Raw genomic sequence first — 15276 nt, 5'->3', positions numbered from 1 at the left:
GAAAGAGCATGAATCCGTTGCTGCGCAAGAGTGTTCTTGCGTTGGCGGTCGTCACCACGGTCGCCGTGCCCGCTGTGCCCGTGCACGCGGAGCCCGCACCCGTCGTACAAGCCGACTTCACCGCCGCGGCGACCATCACCAGAGATCAGGTGATGGCGCGCTCCCAGGCGTGGGTCAACGAACGCGTCCCGTACTCCATGACGTCGAACCACTCGTCAGGCTGGCGCAAGGACTGCTCCGGCTTCGTGTCGATGGCGTGGGATCTCGGCAAGCCGGGCCTCAGCACCGTCACGTTGGTGAACCCCAACGTGAGCCACCCGATCTCCAAGGACGAGCTGCAGCCGGGCGACATCCTGATCAAGGGCGGGCCGGGCACCGAAGGCGCGGCTGGACACGTGCGCATTTTCGGTGGCTGGCTCGACACTGCGAAGACCCGCTACTGGGTGCACGAGCAGACGCCGCCGCACACGATGCGCAGCGAGTACAGCTGGGCGGCCACCGCGGCGGAGTACCCGCCCTACCGCTACAACAACATCGCCGGCGACATCCGCAAAGCCCGCGCCGGCATCAACGACGTCAACGGCGACGGCTGGGGCGACCTCCTCACCACCGCGCCGAACGGCGAGGTCTTCTACTACGGCAACAGCATCAACGCGATGCCCACCCAGCCGTACGGCCCCCGGGAGAGCGTCGGCGAGGGCTTCCAGAACTACACGACGGTCCGCGCGGCCGACCTCACCGGTGACGGGTACGCCGAGCTGATCGGCGTGCGCACCGACGGCGAGCTCTTCTACTGGGAGAACAACAAGAACTCGAACCCCGACGGCAGGCCCTACACGTTCGAGAGGCCGACGGGCAGCGGGTTCAACCGGTTCGCCGACATCACGCTCGCGGACGTCACCGGTGACGGGTACGCCGACCTGCTGGGGATCGAGGCCGACGGCGAGGTCTACCTCTACCCCAACAACATCAACTCCAACGGCGAGCGCAAGCCGTTCGTCACCGAGGGCAAGCTGGTCGGCAGCGGCTTCGGGATCTACTCGAAGGTACGCGCGGCCGACCTGACCGGCGACGGGTACGCCGAGCTCGTGGCCATGACGCCGTCGGGTGACCTCTTCTACTACGAGAACAACATCAACTCGAATGGCGGCGTGCCCTACGGCGGCCGCAAGCCCACCGGCGGCGGGTTCAACCGCTACAGCGACTTCACGCTGGCGGACGTGACCGGTGACGGCTACGCCGACCTGACCGGCTGGCAGCCCGACGGCGAGGTCTTCTACTACCCGAACAACATCAACACCAACGCCGATCGCAGGCCGTTCGTGACCGGTGGCGACCCGATCGGGCAGGGCTTCCACATCTACAACCGACTCATCTGACCTTTTTGTTCTGGGGGAACAACATCATGCGTACCAGGCTGCTCTCTGCCGCGGCACTGGTCGTGGCGATGGTCTCGGGTCTGGCGGGCACCGCGTCCGCCAGGCCCGGCGACCTCGGCACGACCGCGTGCACTCTTCCGCCCGACCGCGACATCGAAGTGACCAAGGTCGTCCACCGCGTGGGCCGCAACCTCGGCGTCTCCGCCAAGGTCATGCTCGCCGGCTTCGAGGCCGGCTGGGTCGAGTCGCACATGAACAACCTCCTGTGCGGAGACCGCGACTCGCTCGGCGTCTTCCAGCAACGCCCGTCGATGGGCTGGGGCACACCGGAACAGGTCACGAACGTCGTCTACGCCTCGAACGCGTTCTTCACGAGAGCGATCAACAGCGAACGCAACCACCCCGGCTTCACGGCCGGGCAGATCGCGCAGGACGTGCAGCGTTCGGGCTTCCCCGACCGCTACGACCAGGCCGAGACCAAGGCACGCGCCCTGATCGCCGAGGTTGCGACCAAGACCACGCGCGCCACCAACAACGACGTGACGGGTGACGGCTTCGCCGAGCTGGTCGTCACTCAGGCCAACGGCGAACTCTTCCAGTACGCCAACAGCTACAACGTGAACCCAGCGCGGCCGTACGGGGCTCGCAACCGGATCGGCGAGGGCTTCGGCCAGTTCAGCATCGTCCGTTCCGCCGACCTCACCGGTGACGGGTACGCCGAGCTGATCGCGATGCGGCCGAACGGCGAGCTGTTGTTCTTCGAGAACAACACGAACGCCAACGGCGGCGTCCCGTACGGCAGCGGGAAGTGGACCGGGGACGGGTTCAACGTCTTCGCCGACCTCGTGCTGGCCGACGTGAGCGGCGACGGCTACGCGGACCTGCTGGGCATCAAGCCGAACGGCGAGGTCCGCTACTTCCCCAACAGCATCAACGGAAACCCCGGCCGGGTGCCGTTCGCGACCGGCGGAACCCCGGTGGGCAGCGGTTTCGACGAGTTCACCGAGGTGCGCGCGGCGGACCTGACCGGTGACGGCCACGCGGAGCTCGTCGCCGTGAACGCGACCGGCCAGCTCTTCTACTGGGAGAACAACATGAACACGAACCCCGAGGGTGTTCCGTACCTGGAACGCAAGCCCGCGGGCGACGGGTTCGGCATCTACTCGGACTTCGTGCTCTCGGACGTGAGCGGCGACGGCTACGCCGACCTCACGGCGTGGAAGCCCAGCGGTGAAGTCTTCCACTACGCCAACAACATCAACGCCAACGGCCGGCCGTTCGGCTTCGGCGAGCCGATCGGCGAGGGCTTCCAGATCTACGACAGGCTGATCTGAGTTGTCCACTGTGGAGCACTACGGACGCAGGAAAGTGTTGCAGGGCATGGCGGTGCTTGCGGGCACCGCCGTGCTCGGCACGGGAGTCGCCCAGGCCGCGGCCGATCCGCGGCAACGGTTCCTCAAGCTCATCCCGGCCGGTGACGGCGTCATCTACGGCCTGCAGGCCGACGGCGCGCTGCTGTGGTTCCGCCACACCGGCTGGCGGACCGGCACCGCCACGTGGTCACCGGGTGTCGGCAGGCAGATCGGCGACGGCTTCCACCAGTTCGCAGACGTGCTGGCGGCGCAGGACGGCCGGATCTTCTGCCGCACCGGCGACGGCAGGATGGTGAGCTACCGGTACGCCGTCACGAACCCCGCGACCGGCGAGGGCCGGTGGCTCGACGGCGCGGGAACGCAGATCGGCAGCGGCTTCCAGCGGTTCCCGCGGATCTTCGGCGGCTGGGACGGGGTGCTGTACTGCCAGGACGCCGACGGCGGGCTCTGGCGGTACCAGCACACGGGTTCGGGCTGGGTGAACGGCAACGGCGAGTTGATCGGCACCGGCTTCAAGCCGTACCAGACGCTCACCGCCGGCCCGGACGGCGTGATCCTCGGCGTGATCCAGGGCGGCTGGCTGCACTGGTGGCGCTACCGCGACGAGACCCGCGCCTGGGACAACGGCGGCAACCCGCTGAGCATCGGCAGCGGCTGGGGCGAGGGCTTCCACAAGCAGGTGCTCTCCGACAACGAGGGCTGCGTCTACGGCGTGGCGGTCGACAGCACTCCGACGCCGGGCAACGACGACACCCTGAACTGGTACCGGCTGACCAACGCGCGCACGGTCGCCGCCGACGGCGTGGCCACCTGGTACGACGGCGGCGGGCCGAAGGCGGTCGGCAACGGGTTCTCGGTCGAGCCGACCGGGGCGTTGCAGGGCTACGCCAGCACGTTGAGCGTCCGCGCGGGCCAGCGAATCGGCTTCCCGGTCTCGACGTCCCTCACCGGCGTCACCGCGTCGGTCGTGCGGCTCAACGGCGCTCAGGAACGCGTGTGGGGTCCGTCGCCGGTGTCTGTTGGCCTGCAGTCTTTGCCAGCCACCTACCGGACTTCGGGCTGCGGCTGGAGCGAACGCGTCAGCCTCACCGCGCCCGCTGGTTCCGGGGTGTACGCGCTGGAGCTCGCTTCTCCCGGCGGGCTGCGTCGGCACGTGCCGTTCGTGGTGAAGCCCGTGGCACCTTCCGCGCGGGTCGCGTTCCTCATGCCCACCAACACCTACAACGCCTACAACAACTGGGGCGGCCACAACCAGTACACCCCCGGCGAGGAAGACCGTCAGCGCAAGGTGACGTTCCTGCGCCCCAGCACCGCTACCCAGGTCGAACCGACCGGTCGCATCGACCACCTGCTCTACAGCGACCTGTTCCTGCTGAGGTGGATGGACTCCGAGCGGATCGCCTACGACTGCTACGTCGACGGCGACCTCGACGCGGACGGCGGCTGGCTCAGCCGCTACGAGGCGCTGGTGCTGGGCAGCCACCCCGAGTACTGGACCGAACGCATGCGTTCCCGCGTGGTGTCCTATTTGGACTCGGGCGGGCACCTCATCTACACCGGCGGCAACGGCCTCTACGAACGGATGAGCTACGCCGACCCCACGACCGCGTTGCACCGCGACAGAACCGGCGGCCGCGACGAGTACCACGCCGTGGGGATGTCCGAGTCGCAGATCACCGGCGTGGAGCTGTCTGTCGACGCGTACATGGACTTCTACCCGTACCGCGTGGTCTCGGACCACCCGTTGCTCGCCGGTACGGGACTGGAGGTGAACGACCAGTTCGGTGCTGTCGCCTACAACGGTTGCGCCAGCGGGTGGGAGGTCGACCGCCTGCCCGGTGGCTCGTCCGGCGCACAGCACATCGCCCGCGGTCTCAACCCCGCGGGCGGCGCGGACATGGTGCTCGTGCCGAAACCCAACGGCGGCTGGGTGTTCAGCGCTTCTTCCATGTCGTTCAACGGCGCCCTGCCCTACGACGCCGCCATCCGCCAGATCCTGCGCAACGTCTTCGCCAACATCTAGGAGGTAGCTCATGCGCATCAAACGTGCTTTAGCAGCTTCACTTTGCTTGGCATCACTACTCGCCGTTCCCCAGGCCGTCGCTGAGCCGGGCGGCCCCGTCACCTCGGACGCGGGTTATCTGGCGAGCGCGATCAAGGAACTCACCATCGACGGCGAGTTCGCCGACGCGGTGACGCGCATCCGCGTCGACGAGAAGGGCCGGCTCGTCACCGTCCACGCACCGGATACCGACCTCGCTGCGAAGGCGGTCGAGGCGGCGAAAGCCAAGTCCGGCAAGGACGTCGGCGTCGACTTCCACAAGAGCAAGTACCGTCTCAGCGAGCTGGAGGCGGCCAGGGACAAGGTGGTCAGCGAGGCGAAGTCCTTCGAAGCCGGCGGAGTCGAGCTGACAGGCGTCAGCATCGACGCCGATGGCAACGGGATCACCTTGAAGGTGAACGATCTCGTCAAGGCGAAGCAGTCAGTCGCGATGTCGTCGTCGATCGGAGCAGTGAGCTCGGCCGATGTCGAGTTCGTCCAACGCGCTCGTCTGAAGGCACTGAGCCGTGACTTCGACACGCCTCCTTATGCGGGCGGCATCTCGCTCCGCCCCGGTGGCGACAACCGGCACTGGTGCACCTCGGGGTTCGGCATCAGGCAGGGGACGAGCGAGTTCCTGATCACCGCTGACCACTGCTTCAACGTCGGCAAGGACATCTACCAGGGTGGCGGGGTGCTCGTCGGTCACGTCGTCTCGGAGCACACCCTGTACGACATGGAGTCGATCAGGACGGACACCTGGAGCGGCGTCTACACCTTCAACGACCAGTGGAAGAACTACCGGAACTCGGAGTGGTCGCTCAACGGCATGAACGTGTGCCAGAGCGGCTACTACACCAATCAAGCGTGTGACTACGTCGTGGTGGAGGAACTCGCCAGCTGGCTGGACAACACGGGCAACTGGCGTTACGGCGTGCAGGTGTGCCGGACTTCCGGTCTCGCCGGCGGCATCGGAGGCGACTCCGGCGGTCCGGTGTACTCGTTCCGCGCCGACGGCTACCTCGACAGCCGCGGGATCGTGTCGGCTGAGGGCGACGCACCGCACTGCATGCACTTCACGGAGACGAAGCAGTTGTTGCGTGCGTGGAACGTTGAGCTGCTGACTTCCTGATTATTTTCACCCGAACGAGGGCTGCCCCTGGTCCTTTTTTGGACCGGGGGCAAGTCCTAGCTTCGGGTCATGACTGTGATCACGGCGACGGTGTGCAGCAGGGCCTTGGGCGACGAGCTGAAACGGCTTCGAGAGGACTGCACCGACCTCGGTGGCACCAAGATGGCCATCAAGCTGGGGTGGGATCCGAGCAAGGTGACGAACATCGAGAAGGGCAAGGCGCGCGCCAGCGAGATCGACCTGGTGCAGTTCCTGACGATGTGCGGCAAGGACATCGACTTCTTCGAGGACTTCCGCCGCCGCTACAAGGACGCCTTCAACGAGTACATCGTGCAGGTGCCCGACGACCTGCGCACGGTTGTGTTCGCCGAGTCCACCGCCACGACGATCACGAGCTACACCCCGCAGCGCGTGCCTGGGCTCGTTCAGACGCCGGAGTACGTCGACGCGCTGTACCGCTTGGGTGGATTCGTGGCTGAGGAGCGGATCCCGAACCTCGTGCGGTTCCGCATCGAACGTCAGGCGGTCTTGAGGCGACACGATCGGCCGGACTGCTTGTTCTACGTCCATGAGGTGGCGCTGCGGCAGAAGGTCGGAGACGACCGGATCATGAAGGATCAGTACGCCCGGCTGCTGTTCAAGACGCACGTCATGCGGATCGTGCCTGCAGACGTCGTGGTTCCCTCGTCGGGTTGCGTCCTGTGGGAGTTCGAGAAGTCGCGTCCGGTCGCGTTCGCTGAGACCGATCTGGCGAGGTTGTTCGTCCAGGATCCCGGTGCGATCGCACGAACGCGGCTTCTCTTCGATCACCTGGATGAGGTCGCGTTGGATGCGGGACAATCGCGGAGCATGCTGGCGGAGTACGTCGGCCAACCGCGAGGGGAACTCGATGCCTCAGGACCGCACCTGGCGTAAGAGCAGCTACAGCGACGCGACCGAAGGAGGCGAATGCGTCGAGGTGTCGTTCTCGCAGGACGTGCACGTGCGTGACTCCAAGAACGCCGACGCGGGCACGCTCAGCTTCAGCGCACCCGCGTGGCGTGCGTTCGTTCAGCGCCAGCCGTGACGTTCGCGTAGGGCGTCCACGACCACGCCGAAGGCAGCGGGTGCCAGTACGGCGCCCTCACGCCTGATGTCGTCGTCCGAGTCCAGCGCGAACACCCGGTCGAGCCGCAGGAACGAAGGCCGGCCGTCGCGGTCCCAAGCACCCGCGCCCAGCTCGATGTAGTCGTCGCGCGGCTCCTTCGACGAGAGCATCAGCGCGATCAGCTCGCCGTTCGCACGGCCCACGACCAGCAGCGGCCGGTCCTTGCCGCGCGACGCGTCCTCTTCGAAGGGCACCCAGGCCCAGACGACCTCGCCGGGGTCCGCGTCGCCGTCCACCGAGGGCTCGTACTCGAGCTTGGCGGCGTCTGCGGCGTCGAAAATCTCGCGGACCGCGCCCTTCGCCGGGCGGGGATCCTCACCGTTCATCAGCACGAACGCACCCTAGTGGTGCAGGGCACACCGGCCGCTATGGGACCATAAGGGGACACCCGTCCGATTTCCTGCTGAGGACCACCTTGACCACGTTCGCCGACACGACGTTCACGCCGCCGGAGCTCATCCGGAACTTCTGCATCATCGCGCACATCGACCACGGCAAGTCCACCCTGGCCGATCGCATGCTGCAGATCACCGGCGTGGTCGAGGCGCGGGCGATGCGCGCTCAGTACCTCGACCGCATGGATATCGAGCGTGAGCGCGGTATCACCATCAAGGCGCAGAACGTGCGTCTTCCGTGGCAGGTCGACGGGCAGGACCACGTTCTGCACATGATCGACACGCCTGGCCACGTCGACTTCACCTACGAGGTGTCCCGCGCGCTGGAGGCCTGTGAGGGCGCCGTGCTGCTGGTGGACGCCGCGCAGGGCATCGAGGCGCAGACGCTCGCGAACCTGTACCTGGCGATGGAGAACGACCTCACCATCATCCCGGTGCTGAACAAGATCGACCTGCCTGCCGCGGACCCGGACAAGTACGCCAAGGAGATCGCGCACATCACCGGCTGTGAGCCGGAGGAGGTGCTGCGCGTCTCGGCGAAGACCGGTCTCGGCGTCGGCGAGCTGCTGGACGAGGTCGTGAAGAAGGTTCCGGCGCCCGTCGGCGAGGCGAACTCGCCGGCCCGCGCGATGATCTTCGACTCGGTCTACGACACCTACCGCGGCGTCGTGACGTACATCAGGGTCGTCGACGGCAAGATCACGCCGCGCGAGCGCATCAAGATGATGTCGACGGGTGCGACCCACGAGATCCTCGAGGTCGGCATCGTCTCGCCGGAGCCCAAGCCGTCGCAGGGCCTCGGCGTCGGCGAGGTGGGCTACCTGATCACCGGCGTGAAGGACGTTCGTCAGTCCAAGGTCGGTGACACGGTCACGTCCGAGAAGAAGGGCGCTGCCGAGCCGCTCGCCGGCTACCGCGAGCCGCGCCCGATGGTCTACTCGGGCCTCTACCCGGTCGACGGCTCGGACTACCCGGAGCTGCGCGAGGCGTTGGACAAGCTCCAGCTCAACGACGCCGCGCTGACGTTCGAGCCGGAGACGTCGGCCGCGCTCGGGTTCGGGTTCCGCTGCGGCTTCCTCGGCCTGCTGCACCTGGAGATCACGCGCGACCGCCTGGAGCGCGAGTACGGTCTCGACCTCATCTCCACGGCGCCGAACGTCGTGTACCGCGTGGTCATGGAGGACGGCTCCGAGATCATCGTGACGAACCCGTCCGACTGGCCGGAGGGCAAGCGCGCCGAGGTGTACGAGCCGGTCACCAAGTGCACCATCATCGCCCCGTCCGACTACATCGGCGCGATCATGGAGCTCTGCCAGACCAAGCGCGGCCAGCTCGGCGGCATGGACTACCTGTCGGAGGACCGCGTCGAGCTGCGCTACACGATGCCGCTCGGTGAGATCATCTTCGACTTCTTCGACTCGCTGAAGTCCCGCACGCGCGGCTACGCCTCACTCGACTACGAAGAGTCGGGCGAGATGATGGCGGAGCTGGTCAAGGTCGACATCCTGCTGCAGGGCGAGGCCGTCGACGCGTTCAGCGCGATCGTGCACAAGGACTACGCGTACGCCTACGGCACGCGGATGGCCACCAAGCTGCGCGAGCTGATCCCGCGGCAGCAGTTCGAGGTGCCGATCCAGGCCGCCATCGGCGCGCGCGTGATCGCCCGCGAGACGATCCGCGCGATCCGCAAGGACGTGCTGGCCAAGTGCTACGGCGGTGACATCACCCGTAAGCGCAAGCTGCTGGAGAAGCAGAAGGAAGGCAAGAAGCGCATGAAGATGGTCGGCCGGGTCGAGGTGCCGCAGGAGGCCTTCGTCGCCGCGCTGTCCACGGACGAGCCGAAGGGCAAGAAGTAGCCCTGGTGTTCGGTGGCGTCACACGTTCGGGTGGCGCCACCCGTCAGGCCCTGATTTGGGCCAAAACTGTCGGACCCCTCTGAGATCGTTGGCACGAGTACCGAAAGGAGGGGACCATGACAGTCATGGCGATTGGCATGAACGGAAGTCCCTACACGGTCGACGACCTGGAGGGCATGCCTGATGATGGACGCCGCTACGAGCTCATCGACGGGATGCTGCTGGTGAGCCCCGCGCCGGGTTTCCGGCACCAGAAGATCTCGGTGAAGCTGTCTTCCAAACTGGACGCCGCATGTCCGGAGGATCTGCACGTGCTGGCGGCACCGTTCGCTGTGCAGCCCTCGAACAGCACCGAGTTGCAGCCGGATGTTCTGGTCTGCAGGGACAGTGACGTCACGGACAAGCTGCTGCCGGTGGCACCGCTGCTCGCGGTCGAGATCCTGTCGCCGAGCACCGCGCTCAACGACTTCAACACGAAGAAGGCCGCCTACGAGCGACTGGGCGTGCCGAGCTACTGGATCATCGATCCGGAGACGACGACGCTGACCGTGTTCGAGTTCGGGGCCGACGGCTTGTACGAGCAGACGGCCGCGGTGAAGGCGGACGAGGTCTTCGAGGCCACGGCGCCGTTCCCGGTGCGGTTCTCGCCCGCCGAGCTGCTGGGCACTCTGCGGTAACTCTTGTCGGCACGGCCAGGTCGGCGCATCGCGGTCGTATGACGAAGACGGCACAGGAGTTCTCGGAGCTACTCCGATCGAGGCCATGCCAGGCCCAGAGCTTGCCGCAGCTGGTCCGCGAAGCGTTCGAATCACTGTCTTTTTATTCATTGACCCGTGGTGATGTTGTGCGCAATACTCGTGGCAACATCGAGCGAAGGGAGCGACGGATGATGTGCCACCGATTCGATAGCACCGTCCTCGCCGACGTTCGCCGCGCGTGCTCCCCGCCGTGACCTAACTGCAGGTCAGGCCCTGGGAGCCGCCCGTCGGGAAACCGATTTGGGCGGCTTTTTCTATTCGGTGTGCCCGGAAATGCATTTATGCTCACGTGGCCTAGTTGGTCAAGGCGCCGCATTGTCAATGCGGAGATCACGGGTTCGAGTCCCGTCGTGAGCGCTGGCCGCTAGCTCAACTGGCAGAGCAGTCGACTTTTACGCGACGGGCACGGGGTTCGAGCCCCCGGCGGCCTCCTACCCCACCGATCTGTTGCCGAAGTGGCAACGATGTTTGCTGTTCCGGCACAGCTTGACGCACCTTGGAAGCATGACGACTGCGCAGGAGTTCTGGGAGTCCTTCTACTCGGAGCGGGACCAGGTGTGGTCCGGCCGACCGAACCCGTTGCTGGTGCGCGAGGCCGAACGCCTCAAGCCCGGCAGCGCGCTGGACATCGGGTGCGCCGAGGGCGGTGATGCCGTCTGGCTGGCGAAGCGGGGCTGGCGGGTCCTCGGCGTCGACGTGTCGCAGGTGGCGCTCGACCGGGCGTTGAAACACGCTCACGACGAGGGCGTCGAGTTCGCGGTGGAGCGGCACGACCTCAAGGAGACGTTTCCCGAGGGTGAGTACGACCTGGTCAGCGCCCAGTTCCTGCACTCGCCGGTCGAGGAGGACGGCGAGCGCAACAGCATCCTGAAGCGGGCCTCGCAGGCGGTCGCGCCGGGCGGGCACCTGATCATCGGCGGACACGCGGGCGCGCCGTCGTGGTCCGAGCACCAGGACTACTACTTCCCGACCACCAAGGACGTGCTCGACCACCTGAAGCTGGCCGACAACTGGATCGTGATCACCGACGAGGTGGTCGAGCGGCCGCTCACGGGGCCGGATGGTCAGGAGGAGACGCGCAAGGACAACGTCCTCACGGTCAAGCGGCTCTACTGACGGTGGAACGACAGTTGCTTAATGGGTCTGGCCAGGCGGACCGTGTTCACATGAAAGTCAACCCGCTGCTGGAGCGCGAGGCGTCACGGCTGAGACCTGGCACCGCGCTTCACCTCGGGAGCGGAGAGGGTGGCGACGCCGTCTGGCTCGCTGAGCAGGGATGGCGGGTCGTCGAGTGTCTCGATCTCACGGAGACGTTTCCCGACGGAGAGTTCGACCTGGTCAGCGTGCAGTTCCTCTACCAGCCGGCGATCTTGAAGCGGGCCGCGCTGGCAGTCGCTCAAGGCGGGTACCTGGTCATCTGCGGCCACGTCGAGACGCCGTCCTGGTCCGGGTTCCTGGACTGCGAGTTCCCGACGACCAAGAACGTCCTCGACCAACTCGGGCTGATGGACAACTGGATCATCATCACCAACGAGGTGGTTCGGTGGGAACTGGAAGGTCCGTGCGGGATCGAGACGTGCGCGGACAGCGTTCTCACGCTCAAGCGCCTGTTCTAGAAACGCAAAAGCCACCCGCGGCAACGCTGCCGGGGGTGGCCCACACGGAAACCGGTCAGGCGGAACGGATCAAACGGTCCATCGCCTGGCGGTTGATGATCGAACGGAGCTCGCTCGTCTCCTCGGCGCTGTGGCGGGAGAGGATGGCGTCCAGCTCGATGCGGTCGCTCTCGGAGGTGTAGCTGGCCAACTGCCGCTCCAGGCTCCGGCGCTTCAGTCGAGCGTCGCGACGGGTCGCCAGGCTCGAGCGCAGGGACTTGACGGACAGGTCGTGGCGGGTCATCGTATCCTTCCAATCTTGGTTACGAATCGATAATACACCCTGCTCACGACACCTGTACCGATGAAGAAGGTTAGTTAGCTCACGAACTGCGCGAGCAACCTCAGCGCGGTGGCGTACTTGATCTCCAGCCGGGCCTGGGTCTCGTCGTCCAGGCGGGCCATGCGGGCGGGGGAGAGGTTGTCGGCGATGTCCGCTCGCTTCACGATGACCGCCAACGGGTTCGCGGCGACGCGGCGCAAGTAGACGTCCTGCGGTTCTTCCGGCAGATGCGACAACGCCACGACCGCGTCGACAACCTCCGCTGGGCATCCACGGGCCGTGAGGTCGTCGGCGGTCACCGGGGTGTCCTCGATGACGTCGTGCAGAACGGCGGCCATCTGCGCGTGTTCACCCTCTACCGACGCCATCACTCGCAACGGGTGCCCGATGTACGGACGGCCGGACTTGTCGACCTGGCCGTCATGGGCGGCGGTCGCGAGGGTGATGGCATCAGAAAGGGTGAACACGCGCTTCAAACTAAAGGAGTGAGAGGTCCACCGCCTGGCCCATGGCCGAATAACCCGCGTCGTTCAGGTGCAGGCGGTCCGGCCTGGCGAACTCGTCGCGCAGCCAGGTCGGGCGTGCCGGGTCCCGCACCGCGGCGTCGAAGTCCACGACCCCGTCGAACGCTCCGGACATCCGAATCCAGGAGTTCACGGCAGAACGCACGGCCTCGCGCGCCTCGGTGTAGCCGTGGTACCCGCCCATCGGCGTGATCGTCCCGCCGAGCACCCGCACGCGTTGTGCGTGCGCGAGAGAGATGACGCGCAAATACCCGTCGCGCAGCTCTTCGAACGTGGCGTCCGGCTTGGCCTTGATGTCGTTGACGCCCTCCAGCACGATCACCGTCCGCACGCCGGAGCGAGCCAGCACGTCCCGCGGCGTTCGCGAGACGCCCGAAACGCCATACGTGCCATCACGAAGCAGCTGGTTGCCGGAGATCCCGGAGTTGACCACGCCGTAAGAGGTCCGCGAGGCCAGCACGTCCGTCCACCGCCGGTGCGCGCCACCGGTCGACCCCGACCCGTCGGTGATCGAGTCGCCGAGAGCCACCACGGATCCGCGCACACCGGAGGCCACGGACACCTCGGACAGGTAGTATCAGGACGACACCTTCTGCGTGAACGCCGAACTGCCGAGGTCCCAGGCGTGGTCGCCGGGAGCCACGTAGTTCGTGGACAACGCGCTGCGGTGATAGGTGGCCACGGCCGGTGCCGACGAAGCGAAGATCGACACGGCGATGTCGGTGTCCGCGAACGTCCGCAGCGCCACCGGGTCTGACAGGACCTCGCCGCCGCGCGGCACGACGACGGACTCGCGGCCGCGGAACGTGACTCGGCGGGCCTTGTCGCCGAGCGCGGCACCGGTTCCGGCCGGCGCCACGGACACCTTGCCCGCGGTCAGGTCGCCGGAGCTGAACACGTTCGACAGCCGCACCCGGACCGTCGAGCCGCCGAGGGTCATCCGGACGACGTTTCGAACCGTGTAAGAGGTGCCGGTGACATCCGATGTCACGGGCGCCTGCATCGCGGAACCCCACGACGCCACCCAGCCTGGAGATGCCTCGGCTGGAGTGCTCAACCCCAGCAGTAGAGTCAGAACGGCGAGTAAGCGCATGCCACTCCTCAACGACAGTGGCGGCAGGCTCACACTAATACATCCGATGACCAGCGCAACGCTTGACCGGAGGCAGTGGTCTAGTCCATTTTTAGTCCACTCACAGCATGGCCGCCGCATGATGTGTGGAGGTGGACCATGTCCAAGACCAGACGAGCAGCTGTAGCGCTGCTGTCCGCGCTCTTTGCCTGCGCCGGTCTGGTGTTGGTGATCAACGGCAACGCCGTCGCCGCGAACCTCGCGGCCAACAGCGGTTTCGAGGCCGGCAACCTGAGTGGCTGGACCTGCACCGAGGGCACGAGCGCCACCACGACCACCAAGCGCACCGGCAGCTACGCGCTGCAGGGCGCACCCGCCGGTCAGAGCAACGCGCGTTGCCAGCAAACCGTGACGGTGCAACCGAACACGGCCTACAAGCTGTCCGCCTGGGTGCAGGGCAGCTACGTCTACCTCGGTGTCACCGGCGGCGTGGAGAAGAACACGTGGACGCCGGGTTCGAGCGGCTTCACGCAGCTCACCGTCGACTTCAACTCCGGCAGCGCCTCCAGCGTGACGATCTACCTGCACGGCTGGTACGGCCAGCCCGCCTACTACGCCGACGACGTCAACCTCGACGGCCCTGGAACGCCGCCGACGACCACGAGCACCACAACCACCACCACGACGACCACTACCACCACCACGACCGGCAACCCGCCGAACACCGGTCTGCCGAAGCACGTGCTCACGGGCTACTGGCAGAACTTCTACAACGGTGCGCGCGCTCTGCGTCTTGCTGACGTCCCCACCACCTACGACATCGTTGCGGTGGCGTTCGCCGACGCGACGGCCACTCCGGGCGCGGTGACGTTCAACCTCGACTCGGGCCTCAGCAGCCAGCTGGGCGGCTACACCGACGCGCAGTTCAAGGCCGACATCAGGACCCTGCAGAACCGCGGCCAGAAGGTGATCATCTCCGTCGGCGGTGAGCTCGGCACGATCCGCGTCGACAACGCGGCCGCGGCCACCAACTTCGCCAACAGCGTTCGGAGCCTGATCACCAACTACGGCTTCAACGGCGTCGACATCGACCTGGAGAACGGCGTCAACGCCACCTACATGGGCCAGGCGCTGCGCAGCATCCACGCCGGCGGCGGCACGATCATCACGATGGCGCCGCAGACGATCGACATGCAGAACACCAGCGCCGAGTACTTCAAGCTGGCGCTGGCCACCAAGGACATCTTGACCGTCGTCAACATGCAGTACTACAACTCCGGCACGATGCTCGGCTGCGACCAGCAGGTCTACGGCCAGGGCACGGTCAACTTCCTGACCGCGCTCGCGTGCATCCAGCTGCAGTCCGGCCTGCGCGCCGACCAGGTGGGCCTCGGCCTGCCGGCGTCACCGTCGGGTGCCGGTGGTGGCTACCAGTCGCCGTCCAACGTCAACGCCGCGCTCAGCTGCCTGGCCCGCGGCACCAGCTGCGGGACGTTCAAGCCGAGCACGACCTGGCCCGCGATCCGCGGTGCCATGACGTGGTCGATCAACTGGGACGCCTCGAACAACTGGCAGTTCGCCAACACGGTCGCCCCTCATCTGGACTCCCTGCCCTAGATGATGGAACGGTCGGCGCCACGTCCACAGTGGACGTGGCGCCG

At 66.5% G+C, this 15276-nt stretch carries 16 protein-coding genes and 2 tRNA genes; 13 read left to right on the top strand and 5 right to left on the bottom strand.

Annotated features, from left to right (window positions below; all coding sequences use genetic code 11):
* The first annotated feature begins 8 nt into the window (after positions 1-8).
* From LFM09_RS42580 to LFM09_RS42555, 6 genes are all read left to right on the top strand, one after another.
* On the top strand, positions 9-1379 hold the full coding sequence (locus LFM09_RS42580; protein ID WP_414102306.1) for an FG-GAP-like repeat-containing protein: 1371 nt from the start codon (positions 9-11) through the stop codon (positions 1377-1379).
* 26 nt (positions 1380-1405) lie between these two features.
* A complete protein-coding gene (locus LFM09_RS42575) occupies positions 1406-2713 on the top strand; it encodes an FG-GAP repeat domain-containing protein (RefSeq protein WP_414102305.1) in 1308 nt (435 codons plus the stop codon).
* A 10-nt stretch (positions 2714-2723) separates the two neighbouring features.
* Positions 2724-4775, top strand: a complete 2052-nt coding sequence (locus tag LFM09_RS42570; RefSeq protein WP_414102321.1) for a N,N-dimethylformamidase beta subunit family domain-containing protein — start codon at positions 2724-2726, stop codon at positions 4773-4775.
* A gap of 46 nt (positions 4776-4821) precedes the next feature.
* Entirely contained in the window at positions 4822-5925 is a 1104-nt protein-coding gene (locus LFM09_RS42565) for a hypothetical protein (protein ID WP_414102304.1), read from the top strand.
* 69 nt (positions 5926-5994) lie between these two features.
* Positions 5995-6840 (top strand): helix-turn-helix domain-containing protein, encoded by an 846-nt coding sequence (locus LFM09_RS42560; RefSeq protein ID WP_414102303.1) that lies wholly within the window; start codon positions 5995-5997, stop codon positions 6838-6840.
* Positions 6815-6991, top strand: a complete 177-nt coding sequence (locus tag LFM09_RS42555) for a DUF397 domain-containing protein (RefSeq protein WP_414102302.1) — start codon at positions 6815-6817, stop codon at positions 6989-6991. The genes LFM09_RS42560 and LFM09_RS42555 overlap by 26 nt, the downstream gene beginning before the upstream one ends.
* Here LFM09_RS42555 and LFM09_RS42550 read toward each other — a convergent pair.
* Positions 6976-7398, bottom strand: coding sequence for a type II toxin-antitoxin system PemK/MazF family toxin (locus tag LFM09_RS42550; RefSeq protein WP_414102320.1), 423 nt, complete (start codon positions 7396-7398; stop codon positions 6976-6978). The two genes, LFM09_RS42555 and LFM09_RS42550, sit on opposite strands and share 16 nt — an antisense overlap.
* Before the next feature lie 89 nt (positions 7399-7487).
* On the opposite strand from LFM09_RS42550, the gene lepA reads away from it, so the two are divergent.
* From lepA to LFM09_RS42520, 6 genes are all read left to right on the top strand, one after another.
* A complete protein-coding gene (gene lepA, locus LFM09_RS42545) occupies positions 7488-9323 on the top strand; it encodes a translation elongation factor 4 (protein ID WP_414102301.1) in 1836 nt (611 codons plus the stop codon).
* Positions 9324-9439: 116 nt separating this feature from the next.
* Positions 9440-10000 (top strand): Uma2 family endonuclease, encoded by a 561-nt coding sequence (locus tag LFM09_RS42540; RefSeq protein WP_414102300.1) that lies wholly within the window; start codon positions 9440-9442, stop codon positions 9998-10000.
* A 364-nt stretch (positions 10001-10364) separates the two neighbouring features.
* Positions 10365-10438: transfer RNA gene (locus LFM09_RS42535), tRNA-Asp, on the top strand.
* Positions 10439-10440: 2 nt separating this feature from the next.
* Positions 10441-10511 (top strand) — tRNA-Lys (locus LFM09_RS42530).
* 74 nt (positions 10512-10585) lie between these two features.
* A complete protein-coding gene (locus tag LFM09_RS42525; RefSeq protein ID WP_414102299.1) occupies positions 10586-11197 on the top strand; it encodes a class I SAM-dependent methyltransferase in 612 nt (203 codons plus the stop codon).
* A gap of 50 nt (positions 11198-11247) precedes the next feature.
* Positions 11248-11697: a class I SAM-dependent methyltransferase gene (locus LFM09_RS42520; protein ID WP_414102298.1), complete on the top strand. Its 450-nt coding sequence runs from the start codon at positions 11248-11250 to the stop codon at positions 11695-11697.
* Between the two features lie 55 nt (positions 11698-11752).
* On the opposite strand, the gene LFM09_RS42515 is transcribed toward LFM09_RS42520, so the two are convergent.
* From LFM09_RS42515 to LFM09_RS42500, 4 genes are all read right to left on the bottom strand, one after another.
* The gene (locus tag LFM09_RS42515) at positions 11753-11980 is read right to left on the bottom strand and encodes a hypothetical protein (RefSeq protein WP_414102297.1); all 228 of its coding nucleotides are present in this window, start codon (positions 11978-11980) and stop codon (positions 11753-11755) included.
* A gap of 74 nt (positions 11981-12054) precedes the next feature.
* Complete coding sequence (locus LFM09_RS42510; RefSeq protein ID WP_414102296.1) at positions 12055-12486, bottom strand: HD domain-containing protein; 432 nt, start codon at positions 12484-12486, stop codon at positions 12055-12057.
* Between the two features lie 10 nt (positions 12487-12496).
* Positions 12497-13105 carry an SGNH/GDSL hydrolase family protein gene (locus LFM09_RS42505; RefSeq protein WP_414102295.1) on the bottom strand — a complete coding sequence of 203 codons (609 nt, stop codon included), beginning with the start codon at positions 13103-13105 and terminating at the stop codon, positions 12497-12499.
* Between the two features lie 15 nt (positions 13106-13120).
* Positions 13121-13600: a hypothetical protein gene (locus LFM09_RS42500; RefSeq protein WP_414102294.1), complete on the bottom strand. Its 480-nt coding sequence runs from the start codon at positions 13598-13600 to the stop codon at positions 13121-13123.
* A gap of 174 nt (positions 13601-13774) precedes the next feature.
* Here LFM09_RS42500 and LFM09_RS42495 point away from each other — a divergent pair, with 174 nt between their 5' ends.
* On the top strand, positions 13775-15232 hold the full coding sequence (locus tag LFM09_RS42495) for a chitinase (protein WP_414102293.1): 1458 nt from the start codon (positions 13775-13777) through the stop codon (positions 15230-15232).
* Positions 15233-15276: the final 44 nt, after the last annotated feature.

The sequence above is a fragment of the Lentzea alba genome, from assembly GCF_047445655.1.
Taxonomy (GTDB): domain Bacteria; phylum Actinomycetota; class Actinomycetes; order Mycobacteriales; family Pseudonocardiaceae; genus Lentzea; species Lentzea alba_A.
Note: the sequence above shows the minus strand (reverse complement) of the source record. Positions and strands in the feature narration are given on the sequence as shown.

Excerpts from the sequence above, each read along its gene's own strand:
- LFM09_RS42580 (WP_414102306.1), top strand. The coding sequence starts at position 9 with ATGAATCCGTTGCTGCGCAAGAGTGTTCTTGCGTTGGCGGTCGTCACC.
- LFM09_RS42575 (WP_414102305.1), top strand. The coding sequence starts at position 1,406 with ATGCGTACCAGGCTGCTCTCTGCCGCGGCACTGGTCGTGGCGATGGTC.
- LFM09_RS42560 (WP_414102303.1), top strand. The coding sequence starts at position 5,995 with ATGACTGTGATCACGGCGACGGTGTGCAGCAGGGCCTTGGGCGACGAG.
- LFM09_RS42555 (WP_414102302.1), top strand. The coding sequence starts at position 6,815 with ATGCCTCAGGACCGCACCTGGCGTAAGAGCAGCTACAGCGACGCGACC.
- LFM09_RS42550 (WP_414102320.1), bottom strand. The coding sequence starts at position 7,398 with ATGAACGGTGAGGATCCCCGCCCGGCGAAGGGCGCGGTCCGCGAGATT.
- LFM09_RS42540 (WP_414102300.1), top strand. The coding sequence starts at position 9,440 with ATGACAGTCATGGCGATTGGCATGAACGGAAGTCCCTACACGGTCGAC.
- LFM09_RS42525 (WP_414102299.1), top strand. The coding sequence starts at position 10,586 with ATGACGACTGCGCAGGAGTTCTGGGAGTCCTTCTACTCGGAGCGGGAC.
- LFM09_RS42520 (WP_414102298.1), top strand. The coding sequence starts at position 11,248 with ATGAAAGTCAACCCGCTGCTGGAGCGCGAGGCGTCACGGCTGAGACCT.
- LFM09_RS42515 (WP_414102297.1), bottom strand. The coding sequence starts at position 11,980 with ATGACCCGCCACGACCTGTCCGTCAAGTCCCTGCGCTCGAGCCTGGCG.
- LFM09_RS42495 (WP_414102293.1), top strand. The coding sequence starts at position 13,775 with ATGTCCAAGACCAGACGAGCAGCTGTAGCGCTGCTGTCCGCGCTCTTT.